The 18,414-nt window shown below is 38.8% G+C and carries 10 protein-coding genes; all 10 read left to right on the top strand.

The features are described 5' to 3' along the window. Positions 1 to 364: 364 nt before the first annotated feature. Positions 365 to 925 (top strand): carboxymuconolactone decarboxylase family protein, encoded by a 561-nt coding sequence (locus J1905_RS04080; RefSeq protein WP_214225973.1) that lies wholly within the window; start codon positions 365 to 367, stop codon positions 923 to 925. Positions 926 to 960: 35 nt separating this feature from the next. After that, the gene (locus J1905_RS04075; RefSeq protein ID WP_214225972.1) at positions 961 to 3,726 is read left to right on the top strand and encodes a TonB-dependent receptor; all 2,766 of its coding nucleotides are present in this window, start codon (positions 961 to 963) and stop codon (positions 3,724 to 3,726) included. Positions 3,727 to 3,754: 28 nt separating this feature from the next. Beyond that, entirely contained in the window at positions 3,755 to 5,005 is a 1,251-nt protein-coding gene (locus J1905_RS04070; protein ID WP_214225971.1) for an MFS transporter, read from the top strand. Between the two features lie 24 nt (positions 5,006 to 5,029). Continuing rightward, entirely contained in the window at positions 5,030 to 5,572 is a 543-nt protein-coding gene (locus tag J1905_RS04065) for a carboxymuconolactone decarboxylase family protein (RefSeq protein ID WP_214225970.1), read from the top strand. An 11-nt stretch (positions 5,573 to 5,583) separates the two neighbouring features. Then, entirely contained in the window at positions 5,584 to 6,126 is a 543-nt protein-coding gene (locus tag J1905_RS04060) for a carboxymuconolactone decarboxylase family protein (protein ID WP_214225969.1), read from the top strand. 96 nt (positions 6,127 to 6,222) lie between these two features. Then, positions 6,223 to 8,142, top strand: coding sequence for a glycoside hydrolase family 127 protein (locus J1905_RS04055; RefSeq protein WP_250317992.1), 1,920 nt, complete (start codon positions 6,223 to 6,225; stop codon positions 8,140 to 8,142). A 240-nt stretch (positions 8,143 to 8,382) separates the two neighbouring features. Continuing rightward, entirely contained in the window at positions 8,383 to 10,158 is a 1,776-nt protein-coding gene (locus J1905_RS04050; protein ID WP_214225968.1) for a hypothetical protein, read from the top strand. A gap of 58 nt (positions 10,159 to 10,216) precedes the next feature. Next, positions 10,217 to 13,384, top strand: coding sequence for a SusC/RagA family TonB-linked outer membrane protein (locus tag J1905_RS04045; protein ID WP_214225967.1), 3,168 nt, complete (start codon positions 10,217 to 10,219; stop codon positions 13,382 to 13,384). Positions 13,385 to 13,402: 18 nt separating this feature from the next. Beyond that, a complete protein-coding gene (locus tag J1905_RS04040) occupies positions 13,403 to 15,301 on the top strand; it encodes a RagB/SusD family nutrient uptake outer membrane protein (RefSeq protein WP_214225966.1) in 1,899 nt (632 codons plus the stop codon). A 34-nt stretch (positions 15,302 to 15,335) separates the two neighbouring features. Then, positions 15,336 to 18,404: a SusC/RagA family TonB-linked outer membrane protein gene (locus J1905_RS04035; protein WP_214225965.1), complete on the top strand. Its 3,069-nt coding sequence runs from the start codon at positions 15,336 to 15,338 to the stop codon at positions 18,402 to 18,404. The last annotated feature ends 10 nt before the right edge of the window (positions 18,405 to 18,414 follow it).

Below are 18,414 nucleotides of genomic sequence, written 5' to 3'. Positions count from 1 at the left end.
TATTAGGGATGACAGTTAGGGTGTTCTTAACTTTTTTTAACTGTCAGATTTTTGTCAATAATTATCAGGCATTAAAGAATGCTTCTGTTTTGCACGGAAATGCAACTAAAATATTATTTTAAAACCTTTTAGCATTTTTATTTTGTTGTCACGAATAAAGTTTGTAAACTTATGGTTACATTCTATCTGTGGGTAAAGGAGTAATATTTAATTTTTTAATTAATAGCTGTTTTTTTGTGTTTAAATGCTGATATATAGCGGTAAGTGTGTTTTCTTGCTGATTGGTTTGCTTCTGGTATAGAAGTTATTTATATAGTATTGTTACAATTTACGGCTTAGAACTTTTATTTTAAACAGTATTTAAATGCCTCATATCTCACTCGAAAGCCACTTGCCCGGAATTACCGGATTACTAGAGTATAGTAAAGAAACAGCTCAGCCTATCCGTGAACTAACGCAGTTTTTGCTCCGTGGACCATCTTCATTAACTGAAACCGAAAGGGAATTAATTGCTACTGTTGTTTCACACGGAAATGAGTGTGTTTTTTGTACAACAGCGCATACTGCTGCGGCGGATTTGTTAGCCGGTGAAACGCAAACGGCGCAAAAAGTAAAAGAAAATATTAGTACAGCTCCTGTTAGTGAAAAAATGAAAGCGTTATTAACCATTGCGGCCCTAACCAGGCAAAGTGGTAAAAGTGTAACGGCAGAACACATCGAAGAAGCAAAGGTTGCTGGCGCAACTGATGTGGAGATTCATGATACGGTATTGATTGCCTCCTTGTTCTGCTTATATAATCGTTATGTGGACGGACTAGGAACCGCACTCCCTGAAAACCCTGCGTACTACCTCACCCTGGCCGACAGACTTGTTAACCATGGGTATACCCGTCTCCCCAATGGGTATGATCATCTTAAGAAATAGACCAACCAAAATAAACCAAAATAAACCAAACCAAAATGAAGAGAAACTTACTAATAGTATTATTGCTCTATGCTGTTAACTTATTCGGACAGGAAGTAAAAATAAGAGGTGATGTATCCGCCACAGATACCAATCTTGCCTTAAGCAATGCAAGTGTCAATATTAAAAACAAAGTCACTGGCACCACAACAAATGCAAAAGGTAGTTTCACCTTAAACTATAAAGGTAAATTACCAATTGTGATCGTTGTTTCCGCTATCGGATATGAATCCCAGGAAATTCAGGTTACCTCAGAAAGTCAGGATATCCGTATTTTACTTTCTGCCAAAACTATTATGCTTAATGAGGTGGTAACTGCCGCCTCCCGGGTAAGTCAAAATATCCTGCAGTCACCTGTCAGCATTGAAAAAATGTCACTCAAAACTATTAAGGAAAATCCATCTTATACTTTTTATGATGGCCTTCAAAGTATGAAAGGAATGGAGGCTGTTACTAGCAGTATCACTTACAAGCAGGTAAACACCCGTGGCTTTAATACCACCGGTAACTCCCGTTTCCTTCAGCTTGTCGACGGAGTTGATAATCAGACACCTGGACTTAATTTCGCAGTAGGTAACCTGTTCGGTGCATCTGATCTCGATGTTGAATCGGCAGAGGTTATCCCCGGAGCAGCGTCGGCACTCTACGGACCGGTTGCTTTTAATGGCCTGTTGTACATCCATTCCAAAGATCCATTCGCTTATCAGGGTCTGTCTTTTCAGGTAAAAACCGGAATAAATCACATTAATGATCCGGCAACAGGCTCAAAAGAAATGAATGATGTTGCACTCAGGTTTGCCCACGCATTTAATGACCGTTTGGCCTTTAAAATCAATGTTTCTTATTTAAAAGGCGTCGATTGGTATGCTAATGATTATACTGATGTCAGTGCCAGCACTCCGTTAGATCAGCGTGGCCCCAACAATCCGGCGCGCGATGCTTTAAATATTTATGGTGATGAGGTTTCCAGAAACTTAACGGGTATCGGAGTCGTATCCCGTACTGGTTATGAGGAAAAGAACCTGATGAATTATGATGTGTATAGTTTGAAATTGAACGGTGCCTTGCATTATCGTATCACTAACGGTCTTGAAGCCATTTATCAATACAATTATGGCGTAGGTACCGCCAGTTATACTGGAAGTAGCCGCTTTGATCTGAATAATTTTGTACTTCAGACACACCGTGCAGAACTAAAAGGAAGCAATTTCTTTTTACGTAGCTATGTGGTAACCGAAAATTCTCACGATTCTTACAATACCCGTTCCCTTGCTCAATTTATCAATAGAGACTGGGTACAGGATCTTAGCGGAAAAGTTGTAGCGCCAAATGTGGCTGATGATACCTGGTTCACAAGGTATGCAGCAGCCTTTAATGGTACACAGGCGGGTGTTACTGGCAATAGTCATACTGCCGCACGTACTTTTGCTGATCAGGGTAGATTCCTACCAGGTTCAGAAGCATTTGACAAATCAAAGGATGCCTCTATTCATAATTATGGCTTAAGCGGTGCCGGCGTTTTCAGCAACAGTAAGTTTTATCATACTGATGGTCAGTATGATTTCTCCAGTGCAATAAAGGTATTCGAACTACTTGCCGGGGGCAGCTTCCGTAATTATAAAATGTTTACCAATGGAAGCTTGTTCGATGATAAGACAAATAAAATCGGGATCAAAGAATATGGAGCATTTACACAAATAGGTAAAAAATTCTTCGATGAAAAGCTGAAGTTAACCGCCTCAGTAAGATATGATAAGAACGAAAATTTCGATGGCAATTTTACTCCTCGTTTTTCAGGGGTATATACCGTTGCGAAATCTCATAATTTCAGAGCTTCTTATCAGACAGGCTTTAGAAACCCTACCCCTGTAGATCAGTTTATTCACCTCAATGTTGGACCTATTACCATATTAGGAGGAGCTCCAAATAACAGCGCCGGATTAAATGTATATGAGAATTCGTTCACTGCAGCTTCAGTAAATGTATTCGGCCCTGCTGTAGGTGCAGCTATTGGCGGCGGAACACCTCCGCCAGTTGCAATCAACCAGAATAAAGACCTTTTGGTTAAGTCTAATGTTGCCTATATAAAACCAGAGCAGCAAAAAGCATTTGAGGTTGGCTACAAAGGTTTGATTAACGAAAAACTGCTGGTAGACTTAAACTATTATTATAGCTCATACACAGATTTTATACTCAATACTGTAGTATTAAGGCCAACAAGTCCGGTGCTGGGAGCCGATGGTAAAATTAATCCAGCAGCAGCAGCGGAAGTAGCAGCACGCACTGTAAGTGCCTTTCAATTGTATACCAATGCACAGGATAAGGTTTCAGCACAAGGTGTAAGTTTTGGTCTGACCTATCTGCTTAACGGAGGCTATGTTCTTGGAGGTAACGCAACCTGGTCCGATTTTAACCTCGGAAGTGCAAACATTAATAACATTGCCCAGTTTAATACACCTAAGTACAGTACCAATGCAACATTTGGTAATGCAAATCTGGGAGGTAATTTTGGGTTTAATGTTGCATGGCACTGGCAGAGTGCGTTCGACTGGTATGGAACTTTTAACGGGGTGAGACCAGGACGCATTAATGCCTATTCCATGGTGGATGCCCAGATCAATAAAAAGATTCCTTCTGTAAACACCACAATTAAATTGGGAGGTAGTAATATCCTGAATAAATACGTTTCGCAATCATATGGTTCACCTGCAGTTGGGGCAATTTATTATGTATCACTGGTATTTGATAACCCTTTAAAATAATTGGTATTCATCCTTAAAAGTAAAAATTATGAGTGCAATAAAATTAAGTAATACCTACCTGACTTTACTGTTCATTCTCTGTTTTTTGAGTAGCGCATTCGGCGGAACAGTTTCAACGCTCATGTCAGTGTACCTCCCGGTAGTAGTTAAAGACCTACAGGGAGATCTGGGTGCTGAAGAACTAAATTCTATAAGCGGATTTGTCAATGCACTGTTCATCTTTGGCTGGGCCTTTGGTGGTTTTACCTGGGGACTAATTAGCGACAGGATCGGACGTAGAAAAGCTTTATTGTCTGCTATCGCCTGTTATGGTATGTTTACACTGTTAACAGGCCTCATGCCGACATGGATCGGTCTGGTAGCATGTAGGTTCATGAGCGGGTTTGGGGTAGGGGGCGTATTGGTTGTTTCCTTTACCTTGCTTAGTGAAGTATGGCCTCAGAAAAGTAAAGCCGTAGTTACGGGGATTATTTCTATTGCTTTCCCTGTAGGGATATTTTCAGCAGGTCTCATCAATTTTGTCGTTTCCTCTTGGAGGGAAGCCTTTTTTGTAGGAGCCATCCCTATTATTCTGGCACTTATTGGGATTATTGTGATTAAAGAGTCGGATAAATGGCTGGAGCATCGGGAGCAAAAGGCGGTAACCCAGAAACTATCCCTGTGGTATTCTGCCGAAAACCGTAGGGAGCTGATCGTTGGTTCCCTGATGTTTGGTACTATGCTCATTGGATTATGGGCCATATTTTCATGGCTTCCTACATGGGTGCAAAGTCTAATCAGTGGTGACGGACAAAAAGAACGGGGTCTGAGCATGATGTGCATGGGTATGGGTGGACTTGTCGGAGGATTTTTCTCAGGTTATTTGGTCAATCTACTTGGTTTAAAAAAATCAATGATGCTGTGTTTTGCTGTTTGCTCCATTATGTCCTTTGTGCTATTTAAACTGAATATCACTTTTTCTCCTCTAATTTTTATAGAAATCGCTGTGCTGGCTTTATTCTTCGGGGCTAGTCAGGGTGTTCTATCCTCCTATATTCCGCAATTGTTCCATACCGGTATAAGGGCCACAGCTACAGGATTCTGTTTTAATATCGGCAGGTTGTTTACTGCAACTGCGGTTTTGTTTATAGGTGTTCTTGTAGTATCACTTGGCGGATATGGTAACGCAATTTTTATGTTCTCAACCGTATTCGTAGTTGGGTTTGTCGTTGTGTTATCTATAAAAGAGAAGAAAGAAGAAGTAATAGGGGTTGCTCCATTAGAGTCTCCTGCAGGATAATTTGAAATTTAAAACTTATAAGAAATGGCACATATTAACGTACCTGAGGGAGTTCCAGGAATAAGATCTCTGGTAATGTTCAGACCCGAAACAGGAAAATACCTTTATGATCTCGCCGAGGTGTTGCTGCGGGGAGAGTCGCCCTTATCACAAGCTGAAAGGGAATTGATTGCTGCATATGTTTCAAAACGAAATGATTGTTTCTTTTGCATGAGTAGTCATGCAGCAGCAGCAAGATGTTTGTACAATGATGATGAGAAAATTGTAGATGATGTTTTGAATGATATGGAGACAGCTGGCATAAGTAGCAAGATGAAAGCACTTTTGAATATTGCAGGAAAAGTACAGATTCTTGGTAAAGAGGTAAGCTCTGAAGATATAGAACTAGCCAAAGATGAAGGTGCTACTGATAAAGAACTGCATGATACTGTGCTCATCGCAGCTGCGTTTTGTATGTTTAATCGTTATGTGGATGGCTTGGCCAGCTCTACGCCAACAGATCCTGAAGCGTACAAGGAAATGGGAAAGAGAATGGTTCAGGGATATAATTTACCAGTACAACAATAATCATAAGTAAGATGGCACATATTAATTTAAATAATGACTTACCCGGCATCAGGGGATTGATGGAGTATCGACCTGAAACAGCTACTCCTTTAAATGCACTTGCAGAGATGCTGCTAAGAGATGATGACAATACTTTGTCGCGCGGCGAACGGGAATTGATAGGGACTTATGTTTCCTATCTAAATGATTGTTTCTTTTGTCAGAATGTACATGGGGCATTGGCGGGGCATTATTTAAACTGTGACATCAATCAGATAGATAACATTAAAAATGATTTTAATGCAGCAGACCTTTCATCTAAGATGAAAAGTCTGCTTGCTATTGCTGCAAGTGTACAAAAAGGTGGTAAAATGGTAAGTGAAGAGCAAATTGCAACTGCAAGATTAGAGAATGCCACAGATAAAGAAATTCATGATACTGTGCTCATCGCAGCGGCATTTTGTATGTTCAATCGTTATGTTGACGGTTTGGGAACAACTGCTCCATTAGACCGACAGTTTTATATAAACCGGGCACCACAGCGGGCAGAAGATGGCTATCTTATTTTAAGATAATAAACATTTTACTTAAACTTTTCTTTTAAAACACTAGATTTAACTTAATCGATTTGTCGAAAGGCAGAAGATATTAATTGTTGTAATCAAAGTAATATGAGAAATTTAATGAAATGTGGTTTTGGTTTTTGTGTTTTGCTGGGCTTATTGTCTGAGCCGACTTTCGCTCAGCAATCAAGTTCTAAAATCTCATCCGTTAATTTTTCAAAGGTTAATATCACTGATAATTTTTGGGCACCTAAAATTAAAACTGTAAGTGAGGTAACCATTCCCGTATGTATCGATCAGACAGAGGTTAAAACACCTCGAATCAGAAATTTTGAAAAGGTAGCTCGTAAGCAGGGTGAAAAGCATGAGGGAATTTATTATGATGACTCTGATGTTTACAAAGCTCTCGAGGCCATAGCTTATTCACTAAAAAACCATCCTGACGCGAAGCTAGAAGCAAAAGCTGACGATTGGATTAACAAAATAGCTGCGGCGCAGTTACCTGATGGGTATGTAAATACCTACTATACGCTTACTGGGCTCAATCAAAGGTGGACTGACATGGAAAAGCACGAAGATTATTGTGCCGGACATTTAATGGAGGCTGCTGTAGCATACTATAATACAACGGGAAAAAAGAAACTCCTTGATGTAGCTACCCGTTTTGCCGATCATATAGACAACACATTTAGACTTAAGAATCGTAACTGGGTAACCGGACATCAGGAAATAGAGCTTGCCCTAGTAAAACTCTACAAAGCAACAGGTAAAGAAAAATATTTGGATCTGGCCGATTGGTTTTTACAGCAACGTGGACATGACCACGGTAGAGGTGCCATTTGGACTAATCCTCATATGGGAAAGAAATATTGTCAGGATGATGTACCTGTTAAAGATCAGAAACAGATAGAAGGGCATGCTGTAAGGGCCATGTATCTTTATACCGGTGCAGCAGATGTAGGTGCCGCAAAAAATGATCTCGGGTATATGAAATCTATGAAAACAGTATGGGAAGACGTAGTTTATAGGAACATGTATATCACTGGTGGCATCGGTTCTTCAGGCAGTAACGAGGGTTTTTCAGTGGATTATGATCTCCCAAATGAAAATGCGTATTGTGAGACTTGTGCATCTGTTGGTATGGTTCTATGGAATGAACGTATGAACTTATTAACCAATGACGCGAAATACATAGATGTGTTGGAAAGAAGCTTATATAATGGAGCCTTGGCTGGATTGTCACTTAGCGGCGATAGATTTTTCTACGGTAATCCATTGGCATCAAAAGGAGGGTACGGTCGCAGTGAATGGTTCGGAACAGCTTGTTGCCCTTCAAATATTGCGAGATTAGTCGAATCGCTAGGTAATTATATTTATGCTTCTTCTAATAACTCAATTCTGGTTAATCTTTTTGTAGGTAGTAACACCACTATACCTTTAAAGAAAGGTAGTGTTAAAATTAAACAGGAAACCAATTACCCATGGGATGGTCTGGTGAATGTCTCTATAGATCCATCGGTGCAAATAAGTTTTCCTCTGCAAATTCGCATTCCGGGCTGGGCAAATAATCAGCCTGTTCCTGGTTCTACTTATCATTATGCTGATAAATTGAGTAAGAATATCAATTTAACTTTAAATGGAAAACCTGCTAAATACACTGTTAAAGATGGATATGCTGTTATTATTAATAAATGGAAAAAGGGAGATGTTGTAAAACTAAATCTACCAATGGAGGTTCGTCAAATTGCTGCAATTGATAGCATAAAAGAAAATAATAATAAAGTCGCACTTCAAAGAGGGCCTTTGGTTTATTGCATCGAGCAACCTGATAACTTAAATAAAATGCAAGATCTCTCACTTCCTAAAAATCCTATTTTCAGCTCGTCTTTCCAAAAAGACCTATTGGGTGGTATCGTCTTGGTAAAAGTAGAAGGTGCAAAAAATGAATTGGTCACTGCTGTACCATACTATTCCTGGGCAAATAGAGGTAAGTCTGAAATGCAGGTATGGGTACCAATAAAAGAATAGAAGTACTTGAGAGATAATCAATTTAAAAAAAAATGTATTTCTTTTTTTTAAATTTTATTTTCTTCCTAATAGGATTTAGCACGTGTTTTTGGCTATAATTTAATCTTTAAGAACCTGTGAGTGCAGGATGCCATTCAGTATAGTGCAGGTTGCTGTTCGATGAAACTATTAATAGTATTGATCAGCAACTAATTGTTTTCTCTCCGAAAACAATTGTGCCTAACCAAATATAGATTTATTATGAGCTTTAATATCAGATCCTGTGCTGGTCTTTTATTGGTGCTGTGTGCTGCTGTAACAAATGTTTTTCCGCAGAAATCACTAACCAATTATACCGCGGCACTGCCTGCGACAGATGCATTGGGCAGAAAATTGCCAACATTTAGTGAAGTAGGTAAAGAGAAAAGTGACAAGTTTGTCGGCATGTTCTATTGGACATGGCATTATGCACAGGCTAAGCTAAAACCTAATAATACTACCGCCTTTTTGCAAAAGCATCCTGATGCGCTTTATGATTTTAAGCATCCCGAATGGCCTCAAAATATTATGAATTTCTGGAACGAGCCCCTATTTGGTTATTACATCAATATGGATAAATGGGTGCTTTGGAAACATGCAGAAATGCTGGCAGATGCGGGTGTTGATATGATTATGTTCGATTGTACCAATGGAGATCTTGTATGGAAGCCTGCTTACATGGCTCTTTGTGAAGTGTTTTCAGAAGCAAGAAAAAATGGCATCCGTACCCCACAAATAGCTTTTATGATGGGCTTTGGTGCTTCGAAAGATACCAAAAGTGCTATTGATCAGGTTTATAATGATTTGTACAAGCCTGGGCTTTATAAAGATCTGTGGTTTCAATGGAAAGGAAAGCCCTTAATTATGGCGTACCCGGATAATATTGATCCAGAGATTAAGGACTTTTTTACCTTCCGTCCTGGTCAGCCGGTTTACAATAAAGGTCCTGAACGTAAAGATCATTGGGGATGGCTGGAGATATATCCTCAACATGGTTTCGTGAAAAACAATGATGGAAGTTTTGAACAAATGACTGTTGGCACTTCACAAAATTGGACTAAAAAAAATGGCTTAAATCCGATGAATGCTAAAGGTGCATTTGGCAGGAGTTATACTGATAAAAATGGACAGGACACAAGTACAGATGCACATCAGTACGGTCTGAATTTCCAGGAGCAATGGGATCGTGCGCTTAAACAGAATGTAGAATTGGTATTTGTTACAGGCTGGAACGAATGGATCGCGGGTAGGTATGAAAAGTGGCAGGATCAACCAAATGCTTTTCCTGATCAGTTCGATACTGAACATAGCAGAGATATAGAACCTATGAAAGGTGGACATCAGGATAATTATTACTACCAGTTAATTGCCAACATCCGTCGCTTTAAAGGCATGCCTGCTCCAGAAAAACCGTCTGCGGCCAAAACCATCGGTATTGATGGCAAATTTGATGAATGGATAAATGTTAAGCCAGAATTTATAGCTCATAAAGGCAATACAATACATCGTGATGCTGATGGGTTTGCAGGCACTCATTATACGAATACAACCGGGAGAAACGACATCGTAAAAACAAAAGTAGCAAGAGACAATAGGTATGTTTATTTCTATGTGGAAACAGCAAATAAACTAACTGATCCTACAGATCCGGCATGGATGCGCTTGTTTATAGATATAGATAAGGATAAAAAAACAGGGTGGGAGGGATATGATTTTATTGTGAATAGAAAAACGCCCGGTCGAAAAGCATTTTTAGAAAAATCTGTAAGAGGATGGAATTGGAAACAGGTAGAAGAGGTGGATTATAAGTTTGTAGGGAACCAGCTAGAAATTCGTATTCCAAGGGCATTTCTGGCTTTAAAAAACAAATTGAATTTTGAATTTAAATGGTCTGATAATATGCAGACTGATGGAGATATCATTGACTTTCTGATTAATGGAGATGTTGCCCCATCGGGAAGATTCAATTATCCATATAAAGAAACCCAAAGTAAATAAAATACATCTGAAACCTAGTCAGAATTAACCTAACTCAAACATTTCTAAAATGCTCATTATGAGAAAAAAAAGACTACTCTTAAAGCTCTATTGGACTCCGCTGCTGTTACTGGCAATATGTAGTTCACTTAATGCTTTCTCTCAGGAACAGATAACTGTATCCGGAAAGGTATTGGATTCTCTGGATCTTGGCCCGTTACCTGGGGTTACAGTTATGGTTCAGGGATCCAAAGTGGGTGCCCAAACTGATGGAAAAGGGACCTATTCTATTAAAGCGCCATCAAACGCTGTACTAATTTTTGCTTTTATAGGATATGTTCAGAAGAAAATCGCCGTAAATGGAAAACCAACAATTAATGTAACTCTGGTAAATTCTGATCAGAAATTGGACGAAGTTGTAGTGGTAGGATATGGTCAACAGAAAAAAATATCCGTTACCGGGGCAGTTTCTTCTGTTTCTTCTAAAGAACTTAAGCAAAGTTCATCTGCAAGTCTTGCCAATGCCTTGGCGGGTAAATTATCAGGCTTAACTTCTATTCAGTCTGGTGGTGGCCAACCCGGTCGTGATGATGCAACTATGTATCTGCGTGGTGCTGCAACAACTAATAGTAAAAGCCCTCTTATTCTCATTGATGGGGTCCCTCGTGACAATATCAGAACTATTGATGCCAGTGAGGTAGCTTCTGTTTCAGTTTTGAAAGATGCATCAGCGACAGCAGTTTTTGGTGTTCGTGGAGCAAATGGTGTTATTTTGATCACAACAAAGCGTGGTACAGAAGGAAAACCCGAGCTATCTGTTAATTTGGATCAGAGTTATTCATCTTTTACTAGGGAGCCTGAACGGTTACACTCAATAGATTATATGAAGCTAAGGAATGAAGCTTCTAAAAACGATAAGATATCGCCACTACCATTTAGTCAGGAAACCATGGATAAATATCTTAATCCATTGGCAGGCCTTAATCCTAATGATCCGGATTATGCACAAAAAGCTATTGTAAGAAATTATATGTATCCTGATCATGATTATTACCGGGAATTTATATCACGTTATGCTCCTCAGACAAGAATCAATACCAGTGCTACCGGAGGTACAGAAAGGGCTTCTTATTTTGTAAACGCTGCTTATCTTCATCAAGGAGGAAATTTAAAGACAGAACCTAAATCTTTATTAGGGTATGATCCTTCTTCAAAAATGGACAGATTCAATTTTAGAGCCAACCTTGATTATAAGGTCACAAATTCACTTAAATCATTTTTAAATATTGGAAGTTACATTGAGCAGGTTAATATGCCTTCTGCATGGTTATACGATGGAGGAGATACAAACTGGATGATGAGAGATTTGTTGTACCAGGCTCAAACTATTCTTCCAATTACTCCTGGCCCAACAACAATTGCAGGATTCGGAGTTGCGCCAGGTCAAATTGTTGATCCTGGATATTTAGACCGCTCTGCCTTTGAGATTATGAACAGGTTTGGATACAGAAATGAAGTGCGTTCTAATCTTAATTCTACTTTTGGATTAGATTGGGATCTGAGTAAAGCACTTATCCCAGGGCTTAGCGTTAAGGGAATGATCTCCTACGATTCCAAATCTACAACAGCTACCCAGGCAAAAAAATCAGAACGTCTTTATCTTGCCGAGATCAATCCTCAAACGGATCAATTAAGTTATGCCATTAAACGCCCCAATGAAGATTTGTTAGCATTAGGGAAAGGAGCAGACTCTCGCTACAATATTAATATACAGACCTCTGTTAACTACAATCGTACCTTTGGAGAGAAGCATAATGTAGGAGGAATGGTGCTTGGTCAACGTGATTATTGGGAAACGACTGCAGGGGAAATTCCATTTAATGTTCTAGGCATTGCAGCACGCGCTACCTATGGTTATGACAACCGTTACCTGGCTGAGATAAATATGGGTTATAATGGCTCTGAACAGTTTGCCCCTAGTAAACGCTTCGGCTTTTTTCCTGCAGCATCTGTAGGATGGGTAGTAAGTAATGAAAGTTTTTTAAAGGAGAATAAAATAATCACCAATTTGAAATTGCGTGCTTCTTATGGCCATGTTGGTAATGATAGAATGGGAAGTGCTCGTTTCCTTTATCAAAGCGATATTACGATGGGGGGTGGCCCTCTAAGTAGTTTAGGTGGTGGAATAGAACAAAAACTTCTGGGAAATCCGAATTTAACATGGGAGCTCGCTAAAAAGCAGAATTACGGGGTTGATTTGCAGTTGTTTAAAGACTTAAGTGCAACATTCGATTACTTTATTGAGAAAAGAAGTGATATTCTGATTTCACGCAATACGGTCCCGGAATTTCAGGGACTTCCAGTAAGTAATATTCCTAAGGTAAATATGGGATTGGTTGATAATAAGGGATATGAAATAGAAATTACTTATAACAAATTTTTGGCAAAAGATCTTTCTTTAATGCTTAAAGGGAATTTTGGCTATAATCACAATACCGTGAAGTTTTTGGATGAGCAGATTCGTGATGAATCTTATGCCTCAAGGTATAAATCAACAGGCCTTTCTTTGGGTCAGGCATTAGGGTATAAAATAGATTATAGTAATGGTAATGGCTATTTTAATTCCAAAGATGAACTTGATAAATATCTTGCCAATACTTCTTATGGTTTTGGAACTCCTCGTGTAGGAGATTTTAAATATGTGGATGTTAATGGGGATGGTATTGTTAATGATAAGGATCAGGTTGCTATTGGTTATAGTAATATACCAAGAGTTGCTTTTGGTTTTACTTTAGGTGTCACTTATAAAGGATTTGATTTTTCAACATTCTTTCAGGGTGTAAGTAAATACTCAAGCAATTATTCAAATCAGGGAGTTTGGGAAACTACAAAACTAGGTACATATTTCGATTACCATAAAGATGCATGGACTCCGGAAAGATATGCCAATGGAGAGAAAATTACTTATCCTGCACTTAGTACTTCTGAAAATACCAACCATACAGCTAATGATTTTTTTATCATGGACCGTTCTTTTATTAGGCTAAGGAATATAGAATTAGCATATACACTACCACAAAATGCATTGAAGTTTTTGGGGATTCAACGATTGAGAGTATATGTTAGCGGACAAAACCTTTACACTTGGGATCACTTAAAAATGGGCCATTTGGATCCGGAAAATAATGATCCTATCGGATATCCGGTAACCAAAATGGCAAATTTTGGTGTAAATATTACTTTCTAATCCCTAAAAAAAGAAGTTATGAAAACGAAATATATAGTTTTATTAATAGCACTTTCCATACTTTCTCTTGGCTCTTGCAAGAAAGCATTGGATATGGCGCCTGATGGTAAAATCACCATGGATGAGATCTTTGCTGATAATGAAAAAGTAAAGGCATTTTTAAATAGTTGTTACTCAAATATGCCTTCAAAGGGCACAAAATATTTTTTCTGGTCCAGGGGGCCGGTTGTATGGAGTGATGAAGCATGGGATACAGATGCTGAGGCAGAATCATGGATTATGGCTGGTCGAATGTATAATGGGGGGGCTTCAGCAGCAGACCACCCTGTTGAGACAAATTGGGATGCTGAAGGAAACGGTAAATATTGGCCAAGATATTGGAGTGCAATACGTAATTGTACTATTTTTTTAAGTCGCATTGATGCGGTAACGGCAAGCACTGATAAAGATAAAAGCAGATGGAAAGCAGAGGCACATTTGTTAAGAGCATATTATTATTCTGAATTGCTCAAGTGGTTTGGCCCTTCACTTCCTATAGAACGTGAACCCTATGATTTTGCAGGTGATTTTTCTAAAGTAAAAAGAGAAAAGTATTATGATGTAGTTAAATTCATCATAGAAGATTGTGATGCTGCTTTGGCTTCTAATGAATTAGAATGGAGAATCACAACAGGCAATGAGGGTGGGCGTGTTAATAAGGCCATGGCCGAAGCTATCAAATCAAAGATGATTTTGTTTGCAGCCAGTCCACTTTATAATGAGGGCAATGATTATTGGCAGGAGGCTTATGATGTCAATAAAACATCACTTGCCAACTTAAGGGCTAAAGGTTTTGAATTGTATAATAAAGTTAATTTTCCTCAAACTTATCTTTCTAATGATGCTTATCTGGGACCGGATAAAAACGTGCATACAGCAATCTATAATGAGTACTTTACGCAAACGATGGCCTATTCAGGAGATCCTGTCGATAAAGAGACGCTGTACCAGAGTAGAGATGGACAGGGTAATGTCTGGAATATTGATGGAATCGGAGCTCAGGATGGATATAAATCAGGGACATGTCCTTCACAAGAATTGGTAGACGCCTATGAAACCATTGATGGTAAGCCTGTCTTAAATTTGGCAAATCCTTATCTGGATGAAAAACATGTACAGCCAAATTATAATTCTGAGAATAAACTCTATGATCCTAATAATCCTTACGCAAATAGAGATCCTCGTTTCTATGCTTCTATTTATTATAATGGTTCAAAAAGATACGCCAATTGGAATTTCTCCGAGTCGCCTGAGTCTTTTGAAAATTACCCGGCACTGATGGGTAAAAGGGCAAGGATTATCGCAACTTATGTAGATGAGCCTCAAACTGGAATCCATGCCTCAACCAGAAAAGCAACCCGAACCGGTTATTTCGAGCGCAAATTTTTACACCCCAATGCCGGTACTGATAATAACATTGCTGGTGCAAACTGGAAGTTGTTTCGCCTGGGGGAGGTAATTCTAAATTTTGCTGAGGCTGCGGCGGAAGCTGGTAAGCTTGACGAAGCCACCATCGCTGTAAATGAAATAAGATCAAGAGCAGGTATGCCTGCAATACCGGCAGGTTTACCCAAAGACCAATTAATCTTACGTGTTAGAAATGAGCGCAGAGTAGAACTGGCAATGGAAGAGAACAGGTATTTTGACGTTCGAAGATGGACATTGCCTACGGGTGATCTTTCTAAAACTGATAAATGGGTTACAGCGATGGAAATAACCAGGAAACCAGATGGGACTTTTATCTATAACCGAAGAACAGTACGTAGTACTGAGCGTAAAAATTATACTAATAAATTTCTCTGGATACCTATACCTCTTGATGAGGCAAATCGTTTGCAGGCCATTACAGGTGTGCAATGGCAGAGTAATGGTTGGTAGTAACAGTTTTAATTAGACCTCAATGATAAATCAGATGATACATAAATTAATGATCAAAATAACATTGTCGCTAGCATTTGTGCTCCTGCTTTCCTTTGGAGCAAATGTTTGCGCACAGGAAGTATCAGCTTCTGTTAAAGGAGTAGTAAAGGATGAGTTTGGAAAGCCACTGGCGGGGGTATTAATCAACTCTCAGGATGGGCAGTCGGGTACTTCAACAAATGCAGAAGGCGAATATGTGCTTACTATTAACGAGAGTGGTGTCTTAACGTTTTATTATAACGGATATGCTACTCAAAAGGTCGAAGTAAATGGAAAACCTCAGATTGATGTACTATTAAAACCAGATGCACATGCAAAAGATGAAATTGTTCAATTGGGATATACGACTCAACTTCGTCGTGAAATTTCTGGAGCAGTATCAACTGTTACCGGAGAGGAACTTGAAAAATCCCCGGTAGCGAATTTAACCCAAAGTTTTGCTGGCCGTTTTGCCGGTTTAATTACTCAGGAAACATATTCGGAGTTATCCAGAGCAACCACCAATCTTTATGTACGAGGTCTCTCTGCTGCCAGAGGTAATGGCCCATTGGTAATCATTGATGGAATTATTTGTGCATATAACAGCAATCAGACATTGGAGTATATAAGTGCAAATGAAATCGAAAGCGTTACGGTTCTAAAAGATGCTTCCACGCAAGCACTTTATGGAATTCAGGGAGCTAACGGATTAATTGTAATTACCACCAAGAGGGGGGTGAAGGGGAATGTAAAAATTAAAACAAGTTTTGATCAATCTATCCAAGAAGTTACTACCAGACCAACATTTTATAATGCAGCTGAGTATGCTACATTAAGAAATCAAGCCTTGGTAAACAGTGGGAAAGATAAATTATTTACCGATCAACAAATTGAGAATTATCGTTTAGGAGGTAATGATCTTTATCCAAGCAACAATTGGTATGATAGATATTTTAAAGACTTCGCCTCGATGCAACGGGCCGGAGTTAATGTAACAGGAGGGAATGATAAGGTGCAGTTTTACTCCAATATCAATTTCATGCATCAGGGAGGTCAGTTTATGACAGAACAAACAAAGTATAATCCTAATGCTAATAACGTTTGGGTTAATTATCGCAGTAATGTTGATATGAATCTAAATCGATATCTCAAGGCGTTTGTACGCCTAAGTGGTAATGTTAAAAGAGAGCGGACAGCTGGGGCAGGAAACTCAACAATCTATGGTTCTCTGTTTCAAATACCGCCAACAGTTTATGGTCCGCTAACTCCAAATGATCAGGTAATTACTACCGAGACTGTAGGTTCGCCAACTTACGGAATGTTAAATCGCTCTGGCTATGTTAGACATACAGTTACCAATATTACCTCCCAATTTGGGCTGGATCTGGACATGGGGTTCCTAACTAAGGGTCTAAACCTTACGGGCATAATAGCTTATCAGACTAATGCCGTTGGGAGTTTAAATACACTTCAAGACTATGAACGTTACAAGAGGACAGATAATCTTGATGAGCTGATATTTACGAAAAAGGGTGATCAGAACAATACCCCGTTGAAATATACTAAAGGGCACTCTTACTATTACCACCTTACTTATAATGGAGCTTTAAATTACAATCGTGATTTTGGAAAACATCATGTTGGTGGAATGGCCTATATGTTTTTTCAAAACCTAACTAAGGCTGATACTGGTTCTCCTGGCTTACTTCCATATAATAGGGTGAGTTCTGGTGTAGAGGCAACTTATAATTACGACAATAGATATCATGTTAAATTTGATATTGGGTATTCAGGTTCTGAACAATATGCTCGTGGTAGTCGCTTTACTTATACTCCTGCAATTTCTGCAGCCTGGGAAGCTTCAAATGAAATTTTTCTGAAAGACGTCGACTGGTTAAGTAATCTTAAATTAAGAGCATCATATGGCAAAACAGCCAATGATCAAAGTGGGTTAAACCGTTTTGCATATCTTGATAATGTAACCGTTAATGGTGGAGGGCCAATTGGTTCGCTTCAGTATGTAGTCAATGAAAACCAAGTAGGTAATCCTTATATACAAGCTGAAATTTCTACTAAACAGAATTACGGCTTTGACTTAGGATTGTTTAATTCGTTTTCTTTTTCAGTTGATATATTTAAAGAACGAATGGACAATATGGTTGTTAGTGCTTTGTCATCTATTCCTCTCTATCAAGGGATTCCATTAGGTAATTATCCAAAAACAAACACAGGTATTTTTGAAAACAAAGGCTATGAGTTAACAGCCAATTATAGTAAATCGATCAACTCTAATTTGAAAATTTCTCTAGGCGGTTTAGTCGGCTATTCAAAAAACAAAGTTATTAATGTTAATGAACCACTTAGAAATACTGACTATTCTTATAGAAAACAACAGGAGGGATATTCCTATGGACAAACATTTGGTTACCTGGTAGATTATAGTAATGGCAATGGGTTCTTCAATACCCAGGAAGAACTTAATGATAATAAGCTTGAGTACAAAATTGGAAACCCTCGTTTAGGAGATCTCAAGTATCAAGATTTAAATGGTGACGGCCTTTTAAATGAAGCGGATAAGGCTCCAATAGGTACAGGAAGTTTGCCAAGGTTTACTTATGGGATATCTGGGGGAGTGACCTTTAAGTCATTTGATCTTAGCTTCTTATTTCAGGGTGTTGGACAATATTCTTCTGTCATTGGTGGTCAGGGCGTGTGGGAAACGGATTTTGACGGCGTATATGGTGCTTTACATAAAAATGCATGGACTCAGGATCGTTATAATAACGGGCAATTAATTACTTCACCAGCACTTTCTTCCGTTAAATCTGTAAGTCATGAAGTCAACGATTATTATAAATATAACAGGTCATACATACGGTTAAAAAATGTGGAACTAGCCTACACATTGCCAACATCTCTGTCTAAAGCAATCTCTGCTGAAAAGGTTAAGTTTTTACTCAGCGGACAAAATTTGATTACATGGGATAAAATGAAATCAAAGGACTTTGGTCCAGAGGGTGGAGGTTACTCCTCTTTCCCTGTTTACCGAGTATTTAACATAGGTGTAAATGTTGTTTTTTAACTAATTACTA

Origin of the sequence: Pedobacter sp. B4-66, from assembly GCF_018492665.1 — a bacterium.
In the GTDB taxonomy this organism is placed as follows: domain Bacteria; phylum Bacteroidota; class Bacteroidia; order Sphingobacteriales; family Sphingobacteriaceae; genus Pedobacter.
This window is presented reverse-complemented; position numbering and strand designations above follow the sequence as displayed.

Excerpts from the sequence above, each read along its gene's own strand:
- J1905_RS04080 (WP_214225973.1), top strand. The coding sequence starts at position 365 with ATGCCTCATATCTCACTCGAAAGCCACTTGCCCGGAATTACCGGATTA.
- J1905_RS04050 (WP_214225968.1), top strand. The coding sequence starts at position 8,383 with ATGAGCTTTAATATCAGATCCTGTGCTGGTCTTTTATTGGTGCTGTGT.
- J1905_RS04065 (WP_214225970.1), top strand. The coding sequence starts at position 5,030 with ATGGCACATATTAACGTACCTGAGGGAGTTCCAGGAATAAGATCTCTG.
- J1905_RS04045 (WP_214225967.1), top strand. The coding sequence starts at position 10,217 with ATGAGAAAAAAAAGACTACTCTTAAAGCTCTATTGGACTCCGCTGCTG.
- J1905_RS04070 (WP_214225971.1), top strand. The coding sequence starts at position 3,755 with ATGAGTGCAATAAAATTAAGTAATACCTACCTGACTTTACTGTTCATT.
- J1905_RS04075 (WP_214225972.1), top strand. The coding sequence starts at position 961 with ATGAAGAGAAACTTACTAATAGTATTATTGCTCTATGCTGTTAACTTA.
- J1905_RS04055 (WP_250317992.1), top strand. The coding sequence starts at position 6,223 with ATGAGAAATTTAATGAAATGTGGTTTTGGTTTTTGTGTTTTGCTGGGC.
- J1905_RS04060 (WP_214225969.1), top strand. The coding sequence starts at position 5,584 with ATGGCACATATTAATTTAAATAATGACTTACCCGGCATCAGGGGATTG.
- J1905_RS04035 (WP_214225965.1), top strand. The coding sequence starts at position 15,336 with ATGATACATAAATTAATGATCAAAATAACATTGTCGCTAGCATTTGTG.
- J1905_RS04040 (WP_214225966.1), top strand. The coding sequence starts at position 13,403 with ATGAAAACGAAATATATAGTTTTATTAATAGCACTTTCCATACTTTCT.